24 protein-coding genes and 1 riboswitch are annotated in these 23,065 nt (G+C 56.4%); of the genes, 14 read left to right on the top strand and 10 right to left on the bottom strand.

What is annotated here, in order from left to right; translation table 11 throughout:
- Positions 1 to 41: 41 nt before the first annotated feature.
- From AOA62_RS14575 to AOA62_RS14555, 4 genes are all read left to right on the top strand, one after another.
- Positions 42 to 1,433 (top strand): aldehyde dehydrogenase family protein, encoded by a 1,392-nt coding sequence (locus AOA62_RS14575; RefSeq protein ID WP_099548993.1) that lies wholly within the window; start codon positions 42 to 44, stop codon positions 1,431 to 1,433.
- Positions 1,434 to 1,928: 495 nt separating this feature from the next.
- A riboswitch (cobalamin riboswitch) is annotated at positions 1,929 to 2,123 on the top strand.
- A gap of 114 nt (positions 2,124 to 2,237) precedes the next feature.
- Positions 2,238 to 3,248, top strand: a complete 1,011-nt coding sequence (locus AOA62_RS14565; RefSeq protein ID WP_099548991.1) for an ABC transporter substrate-binding protein — start codon at positions 2,238 to 2,240, stop codon at positions 3,246 to 3,248.
- The gene (locus AOA62_RS14560; protein WP_099548990.1) at positions 3,245 to 4,249 is read left to right on the top strand and encodes an iron ABC transporter permease; all 1,005 of its coding nucleotides are present in this window, start codon (positions 3,245 to 3,247) and stop codon (positions 4,247 to 4,249) included. The genes AOA62_RS14565 and AOA62_RS14560 overlap by 4 nt, the downstream gene beginning before the upstream one ends.
- On the top strand, positions 4,246 to 5,010 hold the full coding sequence (locus tag AOA62_RS14555) for an ABC transporter ATP-binding protein (protein ID WP_099548989.1): 765 nt from the start codon (positions 4,246 to 4,248) through the stop codon (positions 5,008 to 5,010). Before AOA62_RS14560 ends, AOA62_RS14555 begins: the two co-directional genes overlap by 4 nt.
- 334 nt (positions 5,011 to 5,344) lie before the next feature.
- Here AOA62_RS14555 and AOA62_RS14550 read toward each other — a convergent pair whose 3' ends face one another.
- From AOA62_RS14550 to AOA62_RS14535, 4 genes are all read right to left on the bottom strand, one after another.
- Positions 5,345 to 5,842 carry a GNAT family N-acetyltransferase gene (locus tag AOA62_RS14550; protein ID WP_099548988.1) on the bottom strand — a complete coding sequence of 166 codons (498 nt, stop codon included), beginning with the start codon at positions 5,840 to 5,842 and terminating at the stop codon, positions 5,345 to 5,347.
- Positions 5,843 to 5,862: 20 nt separating this feature from the next.
- Positions 5,863 to 6,402, bottom strand: a complete 540-nt coding sequence (locus AOA62_RS14545) for a hypothetical protein (protein WP_099548987.1) — start codon at positions 6,400 to 6,402, stop codon at positions 5,863 to 5,865.
- Positions 6,403 to 6,467: 65 nt separating this feature from the next.
- Positions 6,468 to 7,412 carry an alpha/beta hydrolase gene (locus AOA62_RS14540; protein ID WP_099548986.1) on the bottom strand — a complete coding sequence of 315 codons (945 nt, stop codon included), beginning with the start codon at positions 7,410 to 7,412 and terminating at the stop codon, positions 6,468 to 6,470.
- Positions 7,412 to 7,852, bottom strand: coding sequence for a TspO/MBR family protein (locus AOA62_RS14535; RefSeq protein ID WP_017136899.1), 441 nt, complete (start codon positions 7,850 to 7,852; stop codon positions 7,412 to 7,414). The genes AOA62_RS14540 and AOA62_RS14535 overlap by 1 nt, the downstream gene beginning before the upstream one ends.
- Before the next feature lie 195 nt (positions 7,853 to 8,047).
- Between AOA62_RS14535 and chrA the strand changes: the two genes are divergently transcribed.
- On the top strand, positions 8,048 to 9,259 hold the full coding sequence (chrA, locus tag AOA62_RS14530) for a chromate efflux transporter (protein WP_099548985.1): 1,212 nt from the start codon (positions 8,048 to 8,050) through the stop codon (positions 9,257 to 9,259).
- Here the strand turns inward: chrA and AOA62_RS14525 are convergent.
- Positions 9,240 to 9,821 (bottom strand): nucleotidyltransferase family protein, encoded by a 582-nt coding sequence (locus AOA62_RS14525; RefSeq protein ID WP_099548984.1) that lies wholly within the window; start codon positions 9,819 to 9,821, stop codon positions 9,240 to 9,242. The genes chrA and AOA62_RS14525 overlap by 20 nt on opposite strands.
- A gap of 124 nt (positions 9,822 to 9,945) precedes the next feature.
- On the opposite strand from AOA62_RS14525, the gene AOA62_RS14520 reads away from it, so the two are divergent.
- A complete protein-coding gene (locus tag AOA62_RS14520) occupies positions 9,946 to 10,551 on the top strand; it encodes a hypothetical protein (RefSeq protein WP_178075638.1) in 606 nt (201 codons plus the stop codon).
- A 506-nt stretch (positions 10,552 to 11,057) separates the two neighbouring features.
- A complete protein-coding gene (locus AOA62_RS14515; RefSeq protein WP_017136895.1) occupies positions 11,058 to 11,297 on the top strand; it encodes a DUF6124 family protein in 240 nt (79 codons plus the stop codon).
- Between the two features lie 37 nt (positions 11,298 to 11,334).
- Here the strand turns inward: AOA62_RS14515 and AOA62_RS14510 are convergent, their stop codons facing one another.
- Positions 11,335 to 11,634 carry a hypothetical protein gene (locus tag AOA62_RS14510; RefSeq protein WP_017136894.1) on the bottom strand — a complete coding sequence of 100 codons (300 nt, stop codon included), beginning with the start codon at positions 11,632 to 11,634 and terminating at the stop codon, positions 11,335 to 11,337.
- Positions 11,635 to 11,709: 75 nt separating this feature from the next.
- Positions 11,710 to 11,943 carry a hypothetical protein gene (locus AOA62_RS14505; protein ID WP_053132588.1) on the bottom strand — a complete coding sequence of 78 codons (234 nt, stop codon included), beginning with the start codon at positions 11,941 to 11,943 and terminating at the stop codon, positions 11,710 to 11,712.
- 380 nt (positions 11,944 to 12,323) lie between these two features.
- Here AOA62_RS14505 and AOA62_RS14500 point away from each other — a divergent pair, with 380 nt between their 5' ends.
- The 3 genes from AOA62_RS14500 to AOA62_RS31450 all read left to right on the top strand — a co-directional run bounded on the left by AOA62_RS14500 (position 12,324) and on the right by AOA62_RS31450 (position 17,213).
- On the top strand, positions 12,324 to 15,221 hold the full coding sequence (locus tag AOA62_RS14500) for a DEAD/DEAH box helicase (protein ID WP_099548982.1): 2,898 nt from the start codon (positions 12,324 to 12,326) through the stop codon (positions 15,219 to 15,221).
- A 262-nt stretch (positions 15,222 to 15,483) separates the two neighbouring features.
- Positions 15,484 to 16,287, top strand: coding sequence for a hypothetical protein (locus AOA62_RS14495; protein ID WP_099548981.1), 804 nt, complete (start codon positions 15,484 to 15,486; stop codon positions 16,285 to 16,287).
- Between the two features lie 305 nt (positions 16,288 to 16,592).
- Positions 16,593 to 17,213, top strand: a complete 621-nt coding sequence (locus tag AOA62_RS31450) for a DUF2971 domain-containing protein (protein WP_143521829.1) — start codon at positions 16,593 to 16,595, stop codon at positions 17,211 to 17,213.
- Positions 17,214 to 17,571: 358 nt separating this feature from the next.
- On the opposite strand, the gene AOA62_RS14490 is transcribed toward AOA62_RS31450, so the two are convergent.
- The 3 genes from AOA62_RS14490 to AOA62_RS14480 form a co-directional block, all read right to left on the bottom strand.
- On the bottom strand, positions 17,572 to 18,426 hold the full coding sequence (locus AOA62_RS14490; RefSeq protein WP_099548980.1) for an HNH endonuclease: 855 nt from the start codon (positions 18,424 to 18,426) through the stop codon (positions 17,572 to 17,574).
- A 32-nt stretch (positions 18,427 to 18,458) separates the two neighbouring features.
- A complete protein-coding gene (locus AOA62_RS14485) occupies positions 18,459 to 19,598 on the bottom strand; it encodes a PD-(D/E)XK nuclease family protein (protein WP_099548979.1) in 1,140 nt (379 codons plus the stop codon).
- Between the two features lie 317 nt (positions 19,599 to 19,915).
- The gene (locus tag AOA62_RS14480) at positions 19,916 to 20,656 is read right to left on the bottom strand and encodes a BPL-N domain-containing protein (protein ID WP_099548978.1); all 741 of its coding nucleotides are present in this window, start codon (positions 20,654 to 20,656) and stop codon (positions 19,916 to 19,918) included.
- Positions 20,657 to 20,782: 126 nt separating this feature from the next.
- On the opposite strand from AOA62_RS14480, the gene AOA62_RS14475 reads away from it, so the two are divergent.
- The 4 genes from AOA62_RS14475 (at position 20,783) to AOA62_RS14460 (ending at position 23,064) form a co-directional block, all read left to right on the top strand.
- On the top strand, positions 20,783 to 21,238 hold the full coding sequence (locus tag AOA62_RS14475) for a VOC family protein (protein WP_099548977.1): 456 nt from the start codon (positions 20,783 to 20,785) through the stop codon (positions 21,236 to 21,238).
- Between the two features lie 67 nt (positions 21,239 to 21,305).
- Complete coding sequence (locus tag AOA62_RS14470) at positions 21,306 to 21,932, top strand: LysE family translocator (RefSeq protein ID WP_099548976.1); 627 nt, start codon at positions 21,306 to 21,308, stop codon at positions 21,930 to 21,932.
- 9 nt (positions 21,933 to 21,941) lie between these two features.
- Positions 21,942 to 22,352, top strand: coding sequence for a hypothetical protein (locus AOA62_RS14465; RefSeq protein WP_099548975.1), 411 nt, complete (start codon positions 21,942 to 21,944; stop codon positions 22,350 to 22,352).
- Positions 22,353 to 22,368: 16 nt separating this feature from the next.
- A complete protein-coding gene (locus tag AOA62_RS14460) occupies positions 22,369 to 23,064 on the top strand; it encodes a DUF1963 domain-containing protein (RefSeq protein WP_017136950.1) in 696 nt (231 codons plus the stop codon).
- Position 23,065 lies beyond the last annotated feature (1 nt).

The raw sequence follows: 23,065 nt of genomic DNA, 5'->3' as shown, positions 1-23,065 counted from the left end.
CGTAGGCTGACCCCATTCCACTCATTCAGCCGGACGGTGCCATGAACGCTATTACTCACCAGACCCACGCCTTGTCGATCAACCCCGCCAATGGCGAAACGGTCGCCAGCTACCCCTACGAAACCGCGGCGCAACTGGACGCCGCCCTAGACCGCGCCACTGACGCTTTCCGCAGCTGGCGCCGCCAGCCGGTGAGCCAACGCGCTGAACTGCTGCTGGCCCTGGCCGGTGCATTGCGCGAGCAAGCCGAAGACATGGCCCAGATGATCACCCTGGAAATGGGCAAACCCATCGCCCAGGCCCGCGCCGAAATCGAAAAATGTGCACAGCTCAGCGAGTGGTACGCCGCCCAAGGCCCAGCCATGCTCGTACCGGAACCGACCCTGGTGGACAACGGCAGCGCGCAGATCGAATATCGTCCGCTGGGCCTGATCTTCGCCGTCATGCCGTGGAACTTCCCGGTGTGGCAAGTACTGCGCGGCGCCGTGCCGACCTTGCTGGCCGGTAACACCTACGTGCTCAAACACGCGCCAAATGTGATGGGCAGCGCCTACCTGATCCAGCAAGCGTTCCAGAAAGCCGGTTTCGCCCAAGGCATTTTTGAAGTGGTCAACGTCACCAACGAGGGCGTATCCAAGGCCATCGCCGACCCACGCATCGCCGCCGTCACCCTCACTGGCAGCGTGCGCGCCGGTATCGCCATCGGCTCCCAGGCCGGTGCAGCGCTGAAAAAATGCGTGCTGGAATTGGGCGGCTCCGACCCGTTTATCGTGCTTAACGACGCCGACCTTGATGCCGCCGTGCAGGCCGCCGTGATCGGGCGCTTCCAGAACAGCGGCCAGGTCTGCGCCGCCGCCAAGCGCCTGATCATCGAAGCAGGTGTGGTGGAAGCTTTCACAGCCAAATTCCTTGAGGCCAGCCGCGCGCTGGTAATGGGCGACCCGACCTCGACCCACACTTACGTCGGCCCGATGGCCCGTTTCGACCTGCGCGACGAGCTGCATGGCCAAGTCCAAGCCACCCTGGAAGAAGGCGCGACCCTGCTGCTGGGCGGCAATAAAGTGCCCGGCGCCGGCAACTACTATGAGCCGACCGTACTGGCCAACGTCACCGACCAGATGACCTCGTTCAAACAGGAACTGTTCGGCCCCGTGGCCTCGATCATCACAGCCCGCGATGCTGACCACGCCGTGGCCCTGGCCAACGACAGCGAGTTCGGCTTGACCGCCAGTGTCTTCACCACCGACTCGGCGAAGGCACGGGATATCACCAACCAACTGGAAACCGGCGCAGTATTCGTCAACTCGTTCAGCGTGTCAGACCCACGCGTGGCGTTTGGCGGCGTGAAAAAGAGTGGGTTCGGGCGGGAATTGTCTCACTTTGGTGTGCGTGAATTCTGCAACGCACAGACCGTGTGGCTGGATCGCAAATAAAACCGGCAACACCCTTCAACTGTGGGAGCTGGCTTGCCTGCGATAGCCATAGGTATCTACACAACCGGTTAGTGGCCAGTGGGCTGTTGTGGCGAGCAGGCTTGTCCTGCGTTGGGCCGCGAAGCGGCCCCAAACCCAGACACCACAGGAGAAATAGGCTGCTTTAAAAAGTTGTGTAGATACCTATGCTGCGATAGCGGTGCATCAGTGACAACTCCTTGGCTGACCCACTGCCATCGCAGGCAAGCCAGCTCCCACCTTTGATCTGCGGTGCTTATCGATTAGTCGACCGTCACGTTGCCCACTGCTTTTGCAGCTTGCCTTTACTCGCTTCCAGCACTTGCTCGCGCGTTACTCGGTTGGTAGGCATGGTCACCTTCTCCAGGCCTTCAAAAGCGCAGGCGTCCCCAACTGAACCGGCGAGCAGTAGGCAGGCCCAAGGCATAGCTCTTATTCTTCGCAGGAATGGCGCCAATTCCCCCCGCACCCCGCAATCGACTACCATACTGCGCCGGTTCCCAAACGGGACTAATAGGGAATTCGAAGCGCGGCCCATCGCGCCAATCGAAACTGCCCCCGCAACTGTAGGTGCCGAGCCTGCTCCCCATTGCCACTGGACCACGTCCGGGAAGGCCGGAGCGAGGCGACGACGCATCAGTCAGGAGACCTGCCGGCCCAGCGTTATCACTCACCGGCGGGGTGTCCGGGAAGGACATCCGCGCCCTGCAAACCTGCAGCGTTCAAAGGTGTGTTTCCGAGCCGTACCTGCCCTGTTTCCCGTACGGTTCACTCGGAGATTGCCCCATGCTGCTACGCGTTTGCGCCCTGATCACCGGCCTGGGCTTTTGTGCCCTGGCCCACGCCACGCCGACTCACTACCCGCTCACGGTGGAAAACTGCGGCAGCAGCGTCACCTTCCAACAAGCCCCGGCACGCAGCGTGACCATCGGCCAGGCCGCCACCGAGATGCTTTACGCTCTGGGCGTAGCGGACAAAGTGGTCGGCACTTCGCTGTGGTTCAACAGCGTATTACCGCAGTTCAAAGCGCAAAACGACAAGATCGAGCGCCTGGCCGACAACGAGCCGAGCTTCGAAGCTGTGATCGCCAAACGCCCACAACTGGTGGCCGCCGAGCTGGAATGGGTGGTCGGCCCGCAAGGCGTGGTCGGTACCCGCGAGCAATTCCACGAACTGAAGATTCCCACCTACGTGCTGCCCTCCGACTGCGAAAGCAAGGACAACCTGGTGGGCGCCGATGGCACGCGGCTGGAGCCGTTTCGCATCGACACGATTTATAAAAGCATCAGCCAGTTGGCTGAGATTTTCGACGTGCAAGCGCGCGGCCAACAGTTGAATGACGAACTCAAGGCCCGCCTGGCCAAGTCGGTCGCCACCGCCCAAGGTAAGGGCCTCAAGCACGCCAGCGCACTGGTGTGGTTTTCCAGCAGCGAAATGGCCGCCGACCCGTATGTGGCCGGCCACAAGGGCATTCCCGAATTGATGCTGCAAACCCTCGGCCTGCACAACGTGGTGCAGTCCGACGAAGAATGGCCCGCCGTCGGTTGGGAGACCATCGCCAAGGCCAACCCGACCTTCCTGGTGATCGCGCGCATGGACCGCCGTCGCTACCCGGCCGACGACCATGAAAAGAAACTCGCCTTCCTGCGCAGCGACCCGGTGACCCGCAACATGGACGCGGTGAAAAACAACCGCATCCTCATTATTGATGCCCTGGCGTTGCAGGCCAGCCTGCGCATGTTCGATGGCCTGGAACAACTGGCCGGTGCCATCGACGGCTACGACCTGTCGAAATGATGCGAACCCTACTCGCCCTCGCCGTGTTGCTGATGGCCGTGCTCGCCGGCACCGCCATCGGCGAAACCGCCATCGAACCGCAAGTGGTCTTGCAGGTGCTGGCCAACAAACTCTGGGCGGCCGGTTACGTGCTCGACCCGATCGATGAAGGCGTGGTGTGGAACTACCGCCTGACACGGGCGCTGGTTGCCGCCGCGTGTGGCGCCGGGCTGGCCACCTGCGGGGTGATCCTGCAGTCGCTGCTGCGCAACCCATTGGCCGATCCGTACCTGCTGGGCATCAGCGCGGGCGCCTCGACCGGTGCAGTGTTGGTGGCATTGATGGGCGTGGGCGGCGGGCTGATTTCGCTGTCGGCGGGCGCGTTTGTCGGCGCGATGGCGGCGTTTGCGTTGGTGATTCTATTGGCACGGGCCAGCGGCTCAACCAGCGGCACCGGCCAGATCATCCTCGCCGGCATCGCCGGTTCGCAGCTGTTCAATGCCCTCACCGCGTTCCTGATCACCAAGTCCGCCAGTTCCGAACAGGCGCGCGGCATCATGTTCTGGCTGCTGGGCAACCTCAGCGGCGTGCGCTGGCCGTCGGTGTGGCTGGCGGTGCCGGTGGCGGTCGCAGGCCTGGCGGTGTGCTTGTGGCATCGGCGTGCGCTGGATGCGTTTACCTTTGGCACCGACTCGGCGGCTTCGTTGGGTATTCCAGTGCGCCGTGTGCAATTTGTGCTTGTCGGTTGCGCGGCGCTGGTGACGGCGGTGATGGTGTCGATTGTCGGCTCCATCGGTTTTGTCGGGCTGGTGATTCCCCACGCCGTGCGCCTGCTGCTAGGCACCGGGCATTCGCGGTTGCTGCCCGCCAGTGCGCTGGGTGGCGCGTTGTTTCTGATCGCTGCTGATGTGCTGTCGCGCACCTTGATCAAAGGCCAGGTGATTCCCGTCGGTGTGGTCACTGCCTTGGTCGGCGCGCCAGTCTTTGCATTGATCCTGATTGGCCGGAGGAATGCGCGATGACGGTACTCAGTTGCACCGGCCTGGGCTTCAAGGTGCGTGAAGCGCATTTGCTGCGCGACATTGATCTTGAAGTTCAGCCAGGTGAAACCTTGGGCATTGTCGGGCCGAACGGCTCGGGCAAATCCACCCTGCTTAAATTGCTCGCCGGTTTGCGTGTGCCTGCGTCCGGCGAGGTGTCACTGGGCGGCCAGCGCCTGACCAAACTGCCCCGCCGCCTTGTTGCGCAACACCTGGCGGTGGTGGAGCAGCAGGCTGATACCGACGATGCCATCCGCGTGTTCGATGCCGTGGCGCTGGGCCGCACGCCCTGGCTGTCGGCGCTGAGCCCGTGGTCTGCCGAAGACGATGCCATCGTGCGCCAGGCGCTGCACGACGTCGATGCCACCCACCTGAGCCAACGCGCCTGGCGCAGCCTCTCTGGCGGCGAACGCCAACGCGTGCACATCGCCCGCGCATTGGCGCAACGACCGCAGATCTTGTTGCTGGATGAGCCGACCAATCACCTGGATATCCAACATCAACTGGCGATTTTGAAAGGTGTGCAGGCGCTGCCGGTGACCACGCTGATTGCGCTGCATGACCTGAACCAGGCGCTGACCTGTGATCGTTTGGCGATACTGGATCGCGGCTGCCTGGTGGCATTGGGCAAACCGCTGGAGGTGCTGACGCCGCAGCGGCTACAGGAAACATTCGGGGTGCAGGCGCATTACCTCACGGACCCGTTCGACGGCGCGCAAATCCTGCGGTTACGCCCCATTTAATGGACTGCACACCGCGCAAAGGTGGGAGCTGGCTTGCCTGCGATGGCGGCGGATCAGTGCCATAGCTGGGGCTGACACACCGCTATCGCAGCATAGGTATCTACACAACTTTTAGAGGCATCCCATTTCTCCTGTGGCGAGCAGGCTTGTCCTGCGTTGGGCTGCGAAGCAGCCCCAGTAAAGGCACTGCAATTTTCCTGAAAGTACTCAGCGTCTGGGTTTGGGGCCGCTTCGCAGCCCAACGCAGGGCAAGCCTGCTCGCCACAACAGTCCACTTGCGACAGACTTCTAACCGTTCTATGGCTATCGCAGGCAAGCCAGCTCCCACCTTGATCTATAAATACCGCTGCATATGCGTGGTCTGCCACACCGGGTCGGCTTCGACGTCGATCACCTCAAACCCCTGCCGCCGCCAAAAATCAATCGCACCCGGCAAAAACGGATGGGTGTGCAGGTAAACCACCTCTACCCCATCCGCCTGTGCCTTAGCCTCCAATGCGCGATACAACTCCCCTGCCAGACCAAAACGGCGAAACGCCGGCAGCACGAACAGGCGCACCACTTCGACGACCTTGCGGCACTGGTAACTCAACTGCGGGAAGCGCCCGTCATACGGCAGATAGCCGACGGCAGCCACGATTTGATCTTCAACACAGGCCAGCAAAAACAGGCCGTCCCCCCTAAGGTAAACGGCCTCAAATCGCGCCAAGTCATCCGGCAGGCCCGTGGCGCTGAGCTTGGGGAAAAGCTCGGCACGGGCCTGCAGAACAAAGGCCAGCACTTGCGGGAGGTCGGCGGCAGTGACCGTCCGAATGGTCAGGCGTTGTGCCATACAATCTCGATCGCTCCGTGTCACTTGGTATGCACGTAGCACAAAGCAGAGCCCTTCACGCCCGACACATGGACGCTGACATGGCGCGTGGAAAAGCCTGGCTTCTCGACGAACTGCTTCTCTTGCCAACTCGCGTAGATGCCGTACTGATAACCGATGGCGCCATTGGCATACCACGACACGGCCATCTTATACACGCCCTTCTCATCCGGGGCCTCCCACAGCGTCTTGTCGAGGACCGGCTTCGCCTGGTTGAACGTGCGCAGGTGGAACGTGCGCGGCCCGCCGTTGGGCTCGGTCGAACTGGACAGAAACAGCGTGTCGTCTTCGGCATCGTCTTCGGCAGCCGCCAGAATCACTGCCGGCACCCACTTCTCGCCCCGGTACTCTTTTTCGATGAACACCGTGCAGCTCAACGTGCCGTCACCTGGGGTCTTCATTTTGAATTGCCGCTCGTACTGCCCGTAGGGCACATCAAACGAGAAGTTGTATTCGGCGGCTTGAACACCTGCCACCAGCAAAAATGCCGATAGCCCTACAACTGCATGGGAAATGGTCACGTGTGCGTCCTTGCGGGAATCTGGAAACCAGGGTGTCAGAGGTTACGCGGGGTGCAGGTGAATGGCTAACCACTACAAGCGAGTACCGACTGGATTCTCGCCGATATCCACCGCCGACTGTAAGCAAGAACGTCATCCGCCATCGCCACCGGAAAATGAATAAACCCATGGGCAGATTCCGGTAACAGATGGGCTTGTACCTCTGCCGCTATGCCCCAGCGCTCGGCAATCAGCAGGGTGTCGTCTTTGAGCGGGTCCAGCTCCCCAACAAACATCAACGCAGGTGGCAGCCCTGTAAAGTCGCCAAACAACGGTGACAACGGCGGCTGCCGACGTTGCTCATCACTCAAGCCCGGCGTGAGCATGCGCAGCGCTTCGACCATGCCCGGTCCGTCCAACAACAACGTCTCGGGCCCCGCCGTGCGCACGCTCGGTGTGCCGGTCAAGTCGTATACGCCGTAGTACAGCACCGCGCCGTTTACGCGTTTGAGCAGGTCCGGCCATTGCTTAAGCGCCAGCAAGGTTGCCGCCGCCAAATGCCCACCGGCAGACTCACCCACGACGAACACCGGCAAGTCGGCAAACTCATCACTGCTGAGCAACCAGCGCGCGGCATTCAGGCAGTCCTCCATCAACCCCTCAACCGGCGTGTCCACCGCCAGCCGATAATCCACCGACACCACTGCCACGCCGCACGCCTGCACCATGCCCAGGTTGAGGTCGTCATCCATCTGTGCATTGCCGGTCACCCAGCCGCCGCCGTGGATATCCAGCACCACGCCGTTGGTTTTCCCCTCGGGCCGCAGGATACGCACGGGCACACCGGCCACTCGGCGGGTTTCAGCCGCAGGCGCTTTCTTGACCTTTTGACTGACTCGCAGCAACGCCTGGATCAAACGCGGCGTGACGCGATTGCGGATTTTAAAACGCGGCAGCCAGGCCAGCTTTTTATTGAACTGGCGCATCTGGACTAATTCAGCCTCGCTCGCGGGCCAGCGTTTATGAGCCATCAGCGGTTATTACGCAAAATCGAGAAATTCAACGCCGCCGCTACGCTCAGCCACGCCAGGTACGGGAACAGGATCAAGCCGGTGATCAAATCCAACCGCAACGCCATCACCACCAACGCCGCCACCACCAGCCACAACAGCACAATCACCACCATCCCGGCCACGATGTTATGCGCGCCGAAAAACACCGGCGTCCACAGCGTGTTTAGCGCAATCTGCGCCGCCCACAGGCCCAGGGCCAATTGGCTGCCAGGAATCATCGTCAGGCGATAGCCCGCCCAGGCGAGCAGCAGGTAGATGACCGTCCAGGCCACCGGAAACAGCCAATTGGGTGGAGTGAAGCCGGGCTTGACCAGGGTTTCGTACCACTGGCCGGGCTTGAAAATGATGCCGGTACTGGCGGCGGCGCCGCAGGCGATGAGGAAAATAAGGAAGATCATGGGCTGTCCTGGGCTGAAATCAGCGGTGATGGGTGGGAGGCCTTGTTCCCTGCCATTTCAATGACTCAAACACACGGGCATAAATTCCATCCAGCGCGGCAATTTGCACAAACCAGCGCCTCTTCTTCGCGTCATCAAAATCGACTAGGGTGCCTCTACGCCTTAATCCGTTTGCCGTCATTGGGATGCTGCGCCTTGAACCTCTCCACTGTTGACCACCGCGCCAGCCCCTGGTCGGTATTCCTGATTTTCCTGCGCCTTGGGCTCACGTCATTCGGTGGTCCGGTGGCGCATCTGGGTTACTTTCGCGACGAGTTCGTCACCCGGCGGCGCTGGCTGAGTGAGCGCACTTATGCGGACCTTGTAGCACTGTGCCAATTCCTCCCCGGCCCGGCCAGCAGCCAGGTGGGCATTGCGCTGGGTCTGTCACGGGCGGGCTACGGCGGCGCGCTGGCGGCGTGGCTGGGGTTTACCCTGCCGTCGGCCGTGGTGCTGATCCTGTTTGCAATGGGTATTGCCCAACACAGCGCGGCCATCCCGTCCGGCGTGCTGCACGGCCTTAAAGTCGTGGCGGTCGCCGTCGTCGCGCAAGCCGTGTGGGGCATGGCGCGCAACCTGTGCACCGACGCAACGCGCATCACTGTGATGCTGATCGCCGCCTGCATAGCCCTGCTGCAAACCTCGGCCTGGGGCCAGGTGGGTGTTATAGCCGCAGCGGCACTGGCCGGCCTGCTCTGGCTCAATACCCCGCCGCCGACCACCCACGACGCGCTGCCCATCACCCTCAGCCGTCGAACCGGGGCAATGTGGCTGGCGTTGTTCCTGATATTACTGGCGGGCCTGCCGCTGCTGGCGCAGTTCACAACCCGCCAAGACGTGGCCATGATCGACGCGTTCTACCGCACCGGTGCACTCGTGTTCGGTGGCGGCCACGTGGTACTGCCGCTATTGCAAGCGGAGGTCGTGCCGACACTCTGGGTGAGCAACGACGTATTCCTGGCCGGCTACGGGGCGGCGCAAGCCATGCCCGGTCCCCTGTTCACCTTCGCCGCATTCCTTGGCGCGTCGATGCAACAGCCCCCCACCGGTTGGCCTGGGGGTTTGCTCTGCTTGCTGGCGATCTTTGCGCCCTCGTTTTTGCTGGTGATGGGCGCAATGCCCTTCTGGGAACGCCTGCGCCGCAGCCCGCGCACCCAAGCGGCCCTCGCGGGCGTGAATGCTGCAGTGGTTGGCCTGTTGCTGGCAGCGCTGTACCAACCGGTGTGGACCAGCGCCATCTTCAGCGCCCGGGACTTCGGTCTGGCCCTGATTGCCCTGGTGGCGTTGATGGTGTGGAAATTACCCCCGTGGCTGGTGGTGCTGGGCAGCGCCGGGGTCGGATGGCTGCTCAGCCTCGGCCCGGCATAACCTCAGGCGCCACGATCGTGAGCCAAGGCCAGCGCGCCTGATAACTGCGGGCCTTGGCGGCGAACAACTCAGGCTCGCGGTGCAGCGGGTTAATCCGCAACACGCCCTGCTCCACATCCGCTAACCCATAGGGCGCATACACCTCGCCCGTGTCGATCTCCAGCCCGATGCACGTGCCGGCCACCAGGTAACGGTCCACGCCCTGTTTAGCCGAGTGCAGCTGTGGATAAGGCCGACCAAAGCGCTCGCTGTACCAAAGGTGCACCCGAGCCTGGTTCTTGACCTCGACGTTAACGCCCAAATCCTCAAACAACCGCGCGGCGGCGCGGATCACTTTGTCCTCCGCTTCGTAGGACAAGTCCGTGTCGAAGTAAAAGACGTCGTAGTCCTTTACGCCCTGAGCCGCAGGCAAGTTTGACTGATGGTTCCAGACGGCCTGGAACAGGCAGCCCGCCGTGAGCATGCACTGCTCCACACCGAGGTCGGGCAGGCGTGCGGTGATTTCGGCGTTGATGGGGTTGGCCATGGCCAGCTCGAGCAGGGTGTTGACGGTCAATGTCATGTTTAATCCTTGTGTGTTCAGGGTGGCTCAAGTCACCGAACCTACACGACGGCGGGGAGGGGTTCGTGACAGCAATGTTTCTATACACTTTGCCCGCCCGCCACCAATCGTCAAGGATAAAACGATGCGAATCAGAGAAATGGCCCTCATCACCGCCAGCGCCCTGCTGCTCACCGCCTGCAGCGACAGCCCGTCGGACACCGACATTCAAGCCGCGCTGCAACCCCGGCTGGAAGGCGCGTCCTGCGTGAAGGCGGCGATGTTCAACCGCTTCCCGGTGACCTTGGGTGAGGGCGTCATGAGCGGCACCTCCAGCGCCAACCAGCCGGCCTTCGACGCCCTGACCGACGCCGGCCTGCTGGCCAAAAGCGCCAACACCTACAGCCTCACCGACAACGGCCGCGCCGCCTATGTGCAGCAAGAGTCCGGGTTCTGCTACGCCCAGGGCTATGAAATCGCCAAGATCCAGAACATCGCCGCCAACCCCAACCCGATGGGCGCTGCCGTGGATAAATCCTGGGTGGTGACCGTGGACATTCGCCAGAAAACCATCGCCGACTGGGCCAACACCCCGGCGATTGAAAAACTGGCCCGCAACCCGGAAAACCTCTCCGAAGTGCCCAAGACCTACACCGTGGTGGTGGGCCGCTTGAAGGGTGAGCAAACGCTGAAGCTGATCGACCCACGGTTTTCGATCATGCGTGGGGTTGGGGTGAACCAGGCGTTCTAAGTGGTGAGCAGTACTGTTGTGGAAAGCGGGTTCGTTGTGGCGAGCAGGCTTGCCCTGCGCTGGAGTGCGCAGCGCTCCCAACCCAGCCACCGCGGTCCAAAAGAGAAACCCGTTCGCCGCTTTTGGGGCCGCTTCGCAGCCCAACGCAGGGCAAGCCTGCTCGCCACAAGGGAGTTTCCTAACCACAGGGAATGGTGAACAAGCCCGCACCACCTTGCTCCATTGCCTACGCGTGCGTCAGAATCCGCCGGCTTGTGTGCTGAGGTGGCCGTCTCTAAGGTGGCTCGGTCGCTGAATGTTCAGTGATCGGGTTTAGTAGCCTGAGTTGGGTATTGAAAAGTGCATGAGCTTCATCAATCAGACATTGCGTCTGTGCTTGATGGTGGCTGTGCGTAGGGCGTCCTCGGGCGCGCCGGCTTTGATATCCACCGGTCTACTAACCTGCGCACAGCTGCCACCTTTTCGTTTAGTAGCGAAAAGATGGCGGCCAAAACCAGGATATCGTTATGACTCAAGCAAAAACTGACTCAACCACCCTCTTCACCGTCGTCCCCGACGCCAACACCGAAACCCTCATCACCAACAGCTACGAAACCTTCACCAGCGTCAGCACACTACTGCTCGACCTGTCCGAAGACCTGTGCGGCAAACACCGCGACGTCGCCCTGGCCATCCACCAACTGAGCGAACTGGGCGTGCTGCTCACGGCCAAATTGCTCGACCGTGAAGCACCTTGCCCTGGCTGATAAACAGCCCAAGGCAGCGCCGCTGATGGCGCTGCCTTCAATTAACCCCAGGGAACGAATCAACGTACTGAATAGTGAAGTCTGGAAAGGAGTCAACAATCTGGATCTTGTAGTCGGGGAAGCTCTCGACTGTTTTCCACTTGCCGGCCGAGTCGGGAAAACTGCTCACCTGTTTTACCTTAAGGTCAGGGAAACTGTTTACCACCTTGACCTTATAGTCCGGGAAGCTACTGACGAACTTGATGTTGCCGTAAATCTTCGACACATCAACAGTCGTATCAGCTTGAGCGCCGAAGGCACACGCCAGCAGCAGTGACGCGAGAGCAACCTTGAACATGACAGCCTCATCCTGAGCAATAAAAGGCGCCCAGTCTAACTCCCTGCGCGCGCAGCGTCCTGCATTGCCGGGTGCTTAACCCTTCAACTCACCCGCACGGTTGCTCGCCGCATCGTCGTAAGCCACATACAAGGATTCGGCGATCTGGCTTTTGATGGCTTTGGTGGATTCCAGGCCCAACACAAATCCTTCGGCCTTGCCGCCAGCGCGGTTGAGTTCTTCGTGGGTGGAAGCGCCGGTGATGGCGTCAAGGAGCTTGATAGCGTGAGGACCTACGCCTTTTGGGAGGGAGATTTGGTCGATGGACATGGCGATACCTTGAGAAAAAATGATCGGGAGCGCATGGACCACTGCCGGGGGGGCCATGGTAGACCGGTTGGCGTGGAAAGGGGGGCTTTCGGCCAGAAGCAGTCATTCGGTCTCTGAGAAACTAGGAGCGATTTAAAGTGGTGGCCGGGAAAAGCGATTCCACTACATGATCCATGTGTAGTTCTATTAAAAATTATGTAGTTACAGATTATATGGCTATGCATTTTACCGCCCTGTTTTTCCCAGACTGCCGCTCTGACGCTTAGTAGGATGGTCAATGTGGCCATTTAATGCTACGTATGCTTCTGCCGGATTCGGACACTCGGCGCCCAGATTGCTCTGGGCGCTTGCACCCAAACGCATGACAGGAGTTGCTAGGCATGAGGGATACCTTTCCAGTAGAACACGGTCTGTCCGCATCTGTGGCCGATGGGTTGGTTTACCGATCCGAGGGGGCGATTTCCCTCACTGATGTTCAGTACCTCGCGTTGGAGTCTGGCGTGGCGCATGGACAAAGCATGCTGGTGGTTTCCCCAACCTCCACGGGAAAGACTCAAATTGGGCTCTGGGCTATTGCTGAAGGACTGCTCGCTGGGAATAAAACAGTTTATCTGGTGACCCATCGCGCACTGGCCAAGCAGAAGTTTGAAGACTTCAAAACGTTGTTGTTGGACAGATATTTGGAGAGCGATGGTGCTTCCATAGTTATTGCCACGGGAGACTACGTCGAAGATGCCACGGGACAGTATTCCGCGGCTCCTCTAAGTGCTCCTCTGGTAATTGCTACATATGAAAAATATTTAGCGTTACTGTCGGCATCTGGGGTGCCGAAAAGCATGCAAAATACGATTGTCGTGTGCGATGAAATTCAGCTGATGGGAGACGAAAACCGCGGGCAAAATGTTGAAGTCCTTTTAACACTTATGCGGAACGCGGGTTGGAAACAGTTTGTAGGATTGTCAGCAGTTTTAAAAGGCAAGGACGCCCAGGACTTAGCGAACTGGCTGCGGGTTCAGCTTATTTTCGAGCAAAAGCGCGAGAAACATTTACGGTATGAATGCTGGATTGGCGATCAGATTTATTCTGTAAGCAGTGCGAAACCTGATGTGATGGAATCGGACAAGCGATTGCCTGCTGGAGTCAAAGCGGAAACGATTTCAGCTTTAACATATCTGCTTAAGCAAGATAATCCCCCGCTTCCAATCATAGTTTTTTGCATGAAAAAGCAAGATACTTATGATCTTGCTGAGGCTTTTGTAGCTTCGTACCACAAGGGTAAGCAAGGACAGATGTCGTTAGAGTTTGATACCTTGCCTGAAACTTCAGCTAACACGATGCTAGCGAAGATACTGGATCTCCGAGTTGCGAGTCATAATGCGGATTTGACTGACGAAGAACGAGGAGTAGTGGAACGTTATTTGTCAGAAAATAAGCTGGATGTTGTATTTGCTACAAGTACTTTAGCAGCAGGTGTGAATTTTCCTCTAGGGGCAGCAGTATTTGCTAATTGGGAACGTTGGGACGGCCAGCAAAGGCAGTATGTCGCAATAGATAGCGCAGAGTTTCACAACATGTCCGGGCGGGTCGGGCGTATGGGGTTTGAACATGCAGAAGGGCGTGTAATATATTTTGGTACCGGGCCGCAACGCGCACTAGCTACAAGTTATCTATCAATAGAGCAGCTTCCTGAAATCAAAGCGCGAATTGTGCCTGGTAGGTTCGGCCAGCTTTCACTGCAACTGATATCTTCAGGGTTGTGCAACAACAGAGACGAGCTTGAAGAGCTTGTTTGCACAACGTTCAGTGCGTTAAGAGAAGAAGATAACAACTTAACTGCATTTAAGACGTGGCCGAGTAAAGTCGGTGTTGCTCTGGCCGGGTTGATTGATGCTGGCTTCGTCGTTGAAACATCTGGTGGGGACTTAAGCCCTACGCCAGTGGGGCGAGCGGTCGGGTTCAGTGGTTTGTTACCTGAAACCGGGGTGTTTTTAATTAACTTTCTGTCTAGTAAATCACTTTATTTGGCAGAGCTCATTGGGCATCTTGAATCGGCGGATCTAAAGTCCAGGCTAGAGATGCTTATCTTTTCCGCATGCTTATCCAGCCCTGAGTTTCGTCCGAGAAATGGAGTTAAACCCACTCGGTTCCTGCCTTATCAGTTGAAAGATCCTATTTATGATGCGCAGCACCTCGCAGATGACCTAATGGAATCAATTTGGCAAGTTGATCCAGTACCTACTAATGCGGCATGGTTGTGCCAGAAATGGACTAGCGGCGTTGAAATTAGGGCAATTGAGCGCGAAGTTAAATCACTGAGTGCTGGCGCTGTCAAAGAAATGAACAGAAACCTATCCTGGGTCCTGCAGGGCTTAGCTGGGATAGCTATGTCCGCCGCCGATAAGCGCGTACCGCCAGTTCTTCGTCCGCCACAATTAAGAGTGGATGATACTTTGCTGCGCGCTATATCTAAGCTGACGCGCTACATTCGAAGATTAGCATACAGAGTCCAAGAGGGATTGCCGGACGATATTCTCTGGATGACAGGGGTATCTGCGGCGGGTAGTGCTTTAAAGCTTTATAGGCATGAAATGTTGCTCTTGAAACACCATGGAGTTACATCGCCGCAATTGCTTATGCTTGGCAGTCCTGAGGCGAATTCAGCAAGAGTTCTAGCTTTTCTAAAATCTAAGCCTAATGCGCAAGCTAAAGCAAATTGGGTAAGAGACGCTTGTCGAGATTGGAAAGTTGACCAGAGGAAGCGAATGTCTGTTCGGCATCTAAAACGAGCTAGCAGATGCGACAGCAAGGTTCTAATTGAGAACTACTATGAGGCAAAAGGTGATGCGTTTGAGGTGGCGTTCGAACAGGTGCTTGTTCGGCTAGGTGTAGCATTTGAGAAATTAGATGACAAGACGAAAACTGGCGCGCCCGACTATCTAGTCAAATTCTTCGATTCGCCTTCGGTTGTAGTCGAGCTAAAATCAAAAGAGGGAGATAAGCTTGTCGATTACAATAAAGCGGTAGAGATTTTAGCGGCCTCCGAAATTCATAGCTTTAGAGATTGTTTTTGCGTGACTCTTTGCCATCCCGGAGTAGATCCGAGTGTGCCACAACAAATTGCATCCTGTGGCCGGTTAAGCGTAGTTGAAAGCGGAGATTTGGGTGAGGCTCTATTGCGATTGTGCGAGGGAAGCCTAACACAACAACAAGTGTGGCAGTGGCTCTGCACACCTGGTCAAGCCGTCGCTGAAGACCTACCATTTCGTTTGTACAATTGATTAGTTTCTAGGAGAAATTTGTGAGACCTATAGCCCTGCTATTTCAAGTAGGGCTGAAGGCGTTATCTTTAGTGCTGGCCGATCTTGATGACGTTCAAAGTTGTGATGAGTTGCCCATGGTTTTGTGGGCATTTCCGACTGACTGCTTAGGGCCGATTGCAGCCACATGTTAAGTAGAGACGGATGCTACTGAAGTAGTAGATTTTTTATTTTAAATTATATAGTTAAGGAATCCAAATAATGCGCGAATTTCGAGGTCAACATGCTAAAAAATGATGAGTTAATGGATGAGCGATTTGTTGCATTTATCGATATTCTCGGTTTCAAGGAAATAATCAGAGGCATAGAAGAGCGCAACTCAAAAGATGACCTGATATTTAGAAAGATAAGGTCAGTTTTAAACTTCATGGATGAAGAGACTTATGAGCCAAACTATGCGACAGATCTTCCGGTATACGAAGAAACGGAAGACGGACTGATAGAAAGAGAACTTGGAGATCCAAGGCTAACATACATTTCCGACTGCATAATAATATCAGCCCAGCCAACCATGGATGGTTTCAAAGGGTTATCAAGAAAAATTCATAAGATAACCGCCGACTTAGCTTCCGATGGCATATTTTGCAGGGGGGCTATTACTAAAGGCAAGTTATTTCATAAGGAGCGGGTGATTTTTGGTAGCTCATATGTTCGAGCGTTCACGCTTGAGGAGAAGTTTGCAGTTTTCCCGAGGGTAATCATAGATCCTGAAATTATTAATTTCTTTTCCCTAAAAGAAGGGCAAATGCCTTTAGCTCCTGCTTTTTATGGGCTTGATATAGACGGCTTTTATTATCAGCGCTATTGGACATGGTTTTTATATCCGCCGCATGCTGGTGCGTATGATTCATATTTATACAGAGTGCGTGGACACATTGACGAAAATCTTGAAAAGTTCAAAGATTCGCCTCGCGTATTAGAAAAGTATGAATGGCTTGATCGAGAGTTCAATAGCCTCATTTCTTGGTGGCAGGAGCTTGGACTTATGGAGTTAACGGAACATGATAAAGTACTAATGCGAGAATGAGTCGCATCTCAGATTTGTTATGAACCTACGCTGGTCCTAACGATACATCTATCGTATGTAGGCTATGGGTAGTTCGCGGTCATTCGCGAGCGGCAGCTTCCGACTCATGCTGTCCTTCGTGAAGGGCTGTTAGCGACTGTGGAGTCAAACAGTAGACGCAAAGATGGCGATTTGATATCTTGCATTCTGCCTTCATTTAAAATTTTTTACTTCCTCTACAGCCGTAGAATCTATGGCATAGTATTTCTAGCACTGAATACGCTATTGATAAATAGCTATAAATTAGACATGGATGGAATGCTAACGTGCGCTACAACAAAGACAAATGGATTCAACGAAGCGCCTCAAGGAGTGATATCACTGGCCAGGTAACTCATCTAACAAAAAGAACGAAAGATGCTCGTGCGGTTGAAATACTGATAAAAATCCTGCGAGCAAGAGTTCTAATGGGCAGCACAACCACATCAGGTTTCATTGTTGGTGATACTCCGGCAGTTTGCTTTCAAGAGGCACCTCTATATTCAATTTGCCAAAACTATCAATACGAAGCAATGGACGCAAAAGAAAACGATAGGGCAGCTAGGTATTCTGCCTATGGCTTGATGTTTCAGAAAGATTATGTTTACAACAAGGGAGGGCGTCCCGTTTTATATGAAAACACCAAGTTGGCAAAGGAAATCTTACCTAGAGATCAATGGTGGCGAATTGTGAGATTTGATCTATCCAATTCAGATAGTATTATTGATTGGACACATGAGCGAGAGTGGCGCACCCCCAATAACTTTGAGTTTGATATAAGTAATGCAACCATTATCGTGCCAAACCCTGAAGCGTATAGAGATTTTTACGAACTATCAAAGGTTGGTGGTGAGGACGTCGCAATCAAAGTTCGTACGGTTCTATCAGCTGGAGCGGTATTCCTTTAGCTCATTATAAGTGGTGAGTTTAGCTCGGTCGGATATTACGGCATGTCATCCGGGCCGGCGCATCAATGCTCACCATCACAAACTTGAATAGGTTCTTCAGGAGCAGCAGTCAGTTGATCTTTTAAGACAGAGAGAACGAATGTATTTACCTGTCACAGGCCGCTATGGGGCGAAAACGGTTGCCTATGAACAACTGCTCTTGGCCGATCGGTGCCATTCGTGGAGGGCACCGATCGGCCATAAGAGGAGGTTCAGAAGCAACCGCTACCGGCCGGCTATTCCGTTCTGCTTCAGACTCTCGGCTCAGGCTGGGCACGCATAATCTCATGGTGACTTTCTTCGTTATCCCTACTCATATCTACTCCACGACAGACCCGCTTCCTGATTCAGCCCCCCACCCACACTGACTCCAGTGCCAATCCAATGCCTCTGCACTCACTCGATCAGAATCCTGTTTTGGCAGACGAACCAAAGAGCCGTCCAGCGTCGCGTAATCGGTATCGATCAACTCTGGTGAAACCCGTATCACCATCTTCTCCGACTCGATGGCGATCAGCCGCAAATCGAACAGGGTATGAATGTCCGCCCTTAACAGAATTCCATTCGATACAACGTTGGTATGAACTCCCTTATAGGGGTAAATGTGAGCAGCCTCGAGCACGGCAGGCAGGTTGCATCCTGTGATGGCACAGGCGCTGTCATAAGCTCCCATCAGCGCTTTGCGGAATGCGGGTTGCCCGCGGCGACGGACAATGTCGGCGGTTACGCGCTTTCTGGCATCGACGATGTCCTCAGGATCAAAAGTGACTCCTTGCTCAGCAACCTCCTCAGCGTCTGCCAGTGCTTGCTCGACCGGATTCGAAACTCGCCGAACAGAAACACCAAATCGGCTACCCGAAGATGCATCGGGGTAGATTTCCCAAATGCCGTGCTGGACCGGGTCGTAAACCTCAAAGGCCCCCTTACCGACCTTGAACAGCCTGTCGTAACGATTGCCCTGATCAGTCCTACGCGGCTTTTCATTTTGTGTGTAGCCAGTCCGGGCAGGTGAGTTGACGGACAACATGTAGAGGTCTGCCAGGTTGTTGGTGTTGTACCCCGGATCCCTGGTGAGGATCCAGTCTTCAACATCTTTCCGACTGGCTTTGCCCCCAAGCTCAACGACAGCCCCTAGGGCTTTTTCCCAAGAGCGAAGGTCTTCAAATTTGGCCAAACGTCATTTCCCCTTGAATGCTATGCCTGCGCTTAAGCGAATTGCTGATGAGCGCGTTGCAACAGATCGTGCATGTCATCGATCAGGCTGACAGCAATTAACTCCCTCGTCTGCGGATCCCGGAGGAGAACCAAATCTTCATTGGTGGGCGTATGCAAGTTCACATTGATCTTGGGGAATTTCCAGAACAGGGTGCCTGAACTGCGAGTATTGGGCGCGATCAATCGACCCAGCGCCATGAGGCGCTCCCGATCCTCCGGGAACTGCTCACCGTCGCAGTAGTAGCCGCTGTAGAGACGATGATTGAGTTCGATGTACACGCCCCCCTTCATAAACGTGAAAGGGAAAGTGAGGCCGATGTACTTGCTGTTTTTGGCCTTTTTGTAATAAGCGTAAACCGCCTCTTTCGTGGCCGAAATTTCAGGTTTGCCGAGTTGAGGATATTGGCGAGCTTGATACGCTGTCATGCGCTCCCAGATGTCGATCTGTAGATCGGCCAATACGGCGTTGAATGCATGGTTGATATCGGCGATCACGAAAAGGTTCTCGCCTAGCAGGATCTGTTCTTTCAGCTTGTTCATGTAGATCTCGCTCTGGTCACTGGATGTCAGCTTCTGGAGTAGTTCGATGTACTGGAAAACGCTTTCTCGCACGCCGGGCTCGCGCGCAACCAGCGAGACACAGTCCTTGAGCCAAGACACAATCTCAGCTTCATAGCTGAGGAGGATGACGGGCAGGGACTTGCGACTCCGCTCAGTGGGCTCGGAACCCTCCAGGGTGAGATAGGTGGTCCAGATTTCGGCGTAACCTTCTGCGTGCATTCGCTGGTGATAGCGCCAGAGCTGCTCATCCTGATCGCCGGCGTAGATCTTGTTTTCGATGATCAGTGCTTGCCCGGATAGGTTGCGGACCAGGATGTCGATGTTCTGGTACTCGACCTCGACAGTCACACTCTCTGAGTCGAAGTTCTCGATGCCCAGTCGCTTCAACAGGAGATTCAGGAGGGTTGTTCCCTGATGGTGGGTAGCCTTGGGATCAAGCAGGAACGCAAGGAAGCGCGAATGAAGCCGAACCTCGTCACTTGAGCTACGTAATACGGAGAAGAGATTGAAAGCTGGCGGGCGCTGATATCTCGCTCGCAGAAGCGCCACGGTTTGCAGAAAATCGTCCATGAGAGAGGGATCCTGATTAAGGCGGAGTGAGTGCGCGTAGTATCAGGGAAATCGCACACAATGGTAATGGCGATTTGATGCTGCTTATATCACGCAAGCATCAAGCCCTCTGCCCCAACACAGTCTCCAACTCCCCAGTCCGCGCCTGCAAACGCTCTCGCTCCACAGAATAAAGGGAAGAAGAAACATCTTTACTTACGCTCAGAACGTATTTCAACGTCCGCATTGGGTCGACTTCGGCCTGTTACGAGAGACAGCTATTGGCCGTAAGCTGACCTTCTCAACAACCATCTACCGAACAAACCTAGACACATACATCATCCCCCAACCCGCCCCACCAACACCCCAAACAACTCCCCCCGAGGCATCTCACTCAGCGCAATCCCCGCATTCTCAAACCACTCCTTCCCCGCCTCCGGATGCGGCCCGCTCAGCACCACCACGCCCTTCTCATACCGATACCGCGCCGCCGCCACATCGCCATTGCGATAAGTCGCGATCACCGTATACGGCGCGTGCCCCTTAACCTTGGGAAAGTACGGCCCATCCTGATAGAACACACTGTCCGGCTTGCCATCCCACACCACTCGCACCGCCGCGTCTTCAATCCCGCGCACTTCAAACCCCGGTCGCCCGGCTTCGGAGTCGAGGTCCTGGGGTATCAACCCGAAGTTGCTGTTATCGGCAAGATAAGCGCCCATGCACAACCCCAGGTAGCGCCCGCCCTTGGCCACGTAGTCTCGAATGGCGTCCACGCGTGCATCACCGAAGCTGTCGAGCGCAGCCGGAATATCCTGCCCGCCGCCCGGCTGAACATAGAGGTCATAGCGTGCAAGGTTTTGCGGGGTGATGTCGATGGCTTCATCCGCGCCTACAAAGTCGATCTGATAGTTGGGGCTGAGCCGCAGCAAGGCGTTTTTGACGTTCTCGGAACAGTCATCACAGCCCGCCGGGCCCCGGTAGATGGCGACGTGGGTGATGGGCGTTGCGGCCTGTGCCCAGGGTGATTGCAGGGTGGCGAGTACAAAAAATGCGGCAGCGATGGCGGGCAGTTTCATGGTTGTGGGCTCAGTGAACAGGGGGTTAGGACTGTTCGAAGCCTATATCGAACGCGACTTTCAATTCGTTAACAGTTGTAAATCGGCTACTGTCGCCTTAATCCACACCCGCCAAGAGGGCCTGTAATGGAGCTGAAGTTCAGCCACGTCGACGTACTGGTCGAGAACCTTGAAGAAACCTGCGCTTATTACGCCAAGATCCTCAAGGCCAAAATCTCCAACACCCAGGTGTGGGAACGCGGCGGGCTGCATGTGCGGTATGCGGTGGCGTTGATGGGCCTGGAGCGTTTTATGCTGGTGCAGCCGGTGGCGGGCAACTTGCGCGAGCTGTTGGACGCGCACGGTGAGGGCATGATTTATCGGCATTGCTACACCACGCCGGATATCGAGGTGGCCTATGCCGAGTTGATGGCCGAGGGTGTGCAGCCGCAGGATGAAAACGGCCGGCCCTTGAGCCTGGCGGATCTACAGTCGCCGTCCGGCACACGGATCATTTGGTTGCCTAAGCGCTTCGGGCATTTCTCTATCGAGATTCTGGAGGAGAAAGGCTTGGAGGCGTTTATGGTCGCCGCGTTTGCTTGATCGGCGTTGCATTGGCTGCCTACATGAGGATTACTGTAGGCCGCGCCCATCTGCGAGATAACCCGCCATGTTTGAATTCACTGCCCTCGTCACCTACATCGCCGTGGTGCTCGGCCTTTTCCTGATCCCCGGCCCTTCCGTGCTGCTGGTGCTCACCCGCACAATTCAAGGCGGGCGCAAGGTCGGTGTTACGACCGGGCTGGGTGTGGCGTGCGGCGATTTGATTCACACCCTGTGCGCGGCGTTGGGGCTGTCGGCGATTTTGATGACTTCGGCGGCGGCGTTTAACGCGGTGAAGTGGGCTGGCGCGGCGTATCTGATCTACCTGGGCGTGCGCGCGTTCATGGCCAAAACCGGCACGCATGCGCGATTGGAGCTACCGGCGGTGACGCCGCGCCAGGCGTTTTTCCAGGCGATTGGGGCTGAGGTGTTGAACCCGAAAACGGCGATCTTCTTCCTGGCGTTCCTGCCGCAATTTGTACACCCGGAATCGGGTTCGTCGTTGGTGCAGTTTGCCGTGCTGGGCTTGATTTTTTCGGGGCTCAGCGCGGTTTATACGAGTTTGCTGGCACTCTCGATTCGCCCGTTAAGTCGCGGGCTCAAGGGGCTATCCAAGCTGCGTCGGTGGGAAGGCAAGATCATCGGCACGCTGTTTATGGGGCTGGGGCTGAAAGTAGCGTTTCAGCAGCGATAGGCAGGCGCGATGAAATTCCATGGTTTTGCACTCGGGCATATAGAGGTTGAGGTCGAAGGACGCGCCTGTGACCTGCACAATTTCTATGTCGCCAGCGACATCCATTACGCGCTGTCTGAGCGCACGCTGTCGCTCAGGTTTACACGGCGGACCGGGGACTGGGTGCCGCCCGAAGAGCCTCGGGAGATCACCGTCACGTTCCATGGCGTGAGTTTTTTTTCGGCCGAAGGGCGCCATGACAGCCCGATTGAAGACGACACGGTGCTTCACGCCATCGGCATTGTGGCGGCCGATGCCGAGACAGAAACGTTCTACCTCTGCGATACCTTCCCCGCCGACCATCACGTGGTGGTGTGCTTCGCATCGGGTCTGACCTTGCGGCTGCACGCTGTTGAGGCGCGGTGTTACATTCAGGTCTAAGGAGTTTCAGTTCAGCATGGAAATAAAAGACATCCGGCAACGCTTGGCCAGACCTGCGCTCAAACTGACTGCCGGTGGTTTTCGCCCCGCCGGCACGGATGAGGAAAGCTGGCTTGGAAATGTGTTTCTGTTTAAACCCGATGAAGTCGTTCCGACCAACGACGCCGGGGTACAGTTACTCCCGTACGCGCAGTTTTACTTGCCCAACCTGCCCTTCTATTGCCCAGTGCTTGAAGGGATTCGCGTACTGACAGTGTTTGTCTCAGCGCCTTTTCCCGAACACTTCGAACCGATGGGGAACAACTGGCTGATTCGTGAATATGGGCCGGAAGACCTCTTGGTTCGCAAGCAGCTCTCGGTAGATGGCGCTTTCCTCAAACCCTTCCCATTGAGTGCGGAGGTTGTGCCTGAAGACTTCCCTTTGTGGGATGGCGGCGGCGTGCCTTCCGACCTTGAGGATGAAATACTCAAGCTGGAGCGAACAGGTGCAATTCAAAGCTATTACGACCTGGTGACGCACACCTACGAGCACAAGATCGGTGGTTACCCATCTTTTTGCCAGTCCGGTGTTGATCCGGGTGAGGGCTTTGAGTTTGTGTTCCAGATATCCTCGGACGCGAAAATAAACCTGAACGTCGTAGACAGTGGAAGCCTGATGTTCTGGAAGCACGCCGTCACGGGCGAATGGGCGCTCTACTATGACTTTTATTAAA

It is taken from the genome of Pseudomonas sp. 2995-3 (assembly GCF_002742565.1).
Lineage (GTDB): Bacteria > Pseudomonadota > Gammaproteobacteria > Pseudomonadales > Pseudomonadaceae > Aquipseudomonas > Aquipseudomonas edaphica.
The sequence above is the reverse complement of the archived record's forward strand: the minus strand, read 5'-3'. Positions and strand labels throughout refer to the sequence as shown.

Bases quoted from the DNA above. Each gene is read 5' to 3' on its own strand.
- AOA62_RS14575 (WP_099548993.1), top strand. From the start codon at position 42: ATGAACGCTATTACTCACCAGACCCACGCCTTGTCGATCAACCCCGCC.
- AOA62_RS14565 (WP_099548991.1), top strand. From the start codon at position 2,238: ATGCTGCTACGCGTTTGCGCCCTGATCACCGGCCTGGGCTTTTGTGCC.
- AOA62_RS14560 (WP_099548990.1), top strand. From the start codon at position 3,245: ATGATGCGAACCCTACTCGCCCTCGCCGTGTTGCTGATGGCCGTGCTC.
- AOA62_RS14555 (WP_099548989.1), top strand. From the start codon at position 4,246: ATGACGGTACTCAGTTGCACCGGCCTGGGCTTCAAGGTGCGTGAAGCG.
- AOA62_RS14550 (WP_099548988.1), bottom strand. From the start codon at position 5,842: ATGGCACAACGCCTGACCATTCGGACGGTCACTGCCGCCGACCTCCCG.
- AOA62_RS14540 (WP_099548986.1), bottom strand. From the start codon at position 7,412: ATGGCTCATAAACGCTGGCCCGCGAGCGAGGCTGAATTAGTCCAGATG.
- AOA62_RS14535 (WP_017136899.1), bottom strand. From the start codon at position 7,852: ATGATCTTCCTTATTTTCCTCATCGCCTGCGGCGCCGCCGCCAGTACC.
- AOA62_RS14525 (WP_099548984.1), bottom strand. From the start codon at position 9,821: ATGACATTGACCGTCAACACCCTGCTCGAGCTGGCCATGGCCAACCCC.
- AOA62_RS14520 (WP_178075638.1), top strand. From the start codon at position 9,946: ATGCGAATCAGAGAAATGGCCCTCATCACCGCCAGCGCCCTGCTGCTC.
- AOA62_RS14515 (WP_017136895.1), top strand. From the start codon at position 11,058: ATGACTCAAGCAAAAACTGACTCAACCACCCTCTTCACCGTCGTCCCC.
- AOA62_RS14510 (WP_017136894.1), bottom strand. From the start codon at position 11,634: ATGTTCAAGGTTGCTCTCGCGTCACTGCTGCTGGCGTGTGCCTTCGGC.
- AOA62_RS14505 (WP_053132588.1), bottom strand. From the start codon at position 11,943: ATGTCCATCGACCAAATCTCCCTCCCAAAAGGCGTAGGTCCTCACGCT.
- AOA62_RS14500 (WP_099548982.1), top strand. From the start codon at position 12,324: ATGAGGGATACCTTTCCAGTAGAACACGGTCTGTCCGCATCTGTGGCC.
- AOA62_RS14495 (WP_099548981.1), top strand. From the start codon at position 15,484: ATGCTAAAAAATGATGAGTTAATGGATGAGCGATTTGTTGCATTTATC.
- AOA62_RS14485 (WP_099548979.1), bottom strand. From the start codon at position 19,598: ATGGACGATTTTCTGCAAACCGTGGCGCTTCTGCGAGCGAGATATCAG.
- AOA62_RS14480 (WP_099548978.1), bottom strand. From the start codon at position 20,656: ATGAAACTGCCCGCCATCGCTGCCGCATTTTTTGTACTCGCCACCCTG.
- AOA62_RS14475 (WP_099548977.1), top strand. From the start codon at position 20,783: ATGGAGCTGAAGTTCAGCCACGTCGACGTACTGGTCGAGAACCTTGAA.
- AOA62_RS14470 (WP_099548976.1), top strand. From the start codon at position 21,306: ATGTTTGAATTCACTGCCCTCGTCACCTACATCGCCGTGGTGCTCGGC.
- AOA62_RS14465 (WP_099548975.1), top strand. From the start codon at position 21,942: ATGAAATTCCATGGTTTTGCACTCGGGCATATAGAGGTTGAGGTCGAA.
- AOA62_RS14460 (WP_017136950.1), top strand. From the start codon at position 22,369: ATGGAAATAAAAGACATCCGGCAACGCTTGGCCAGACCTGCGCTCAAA.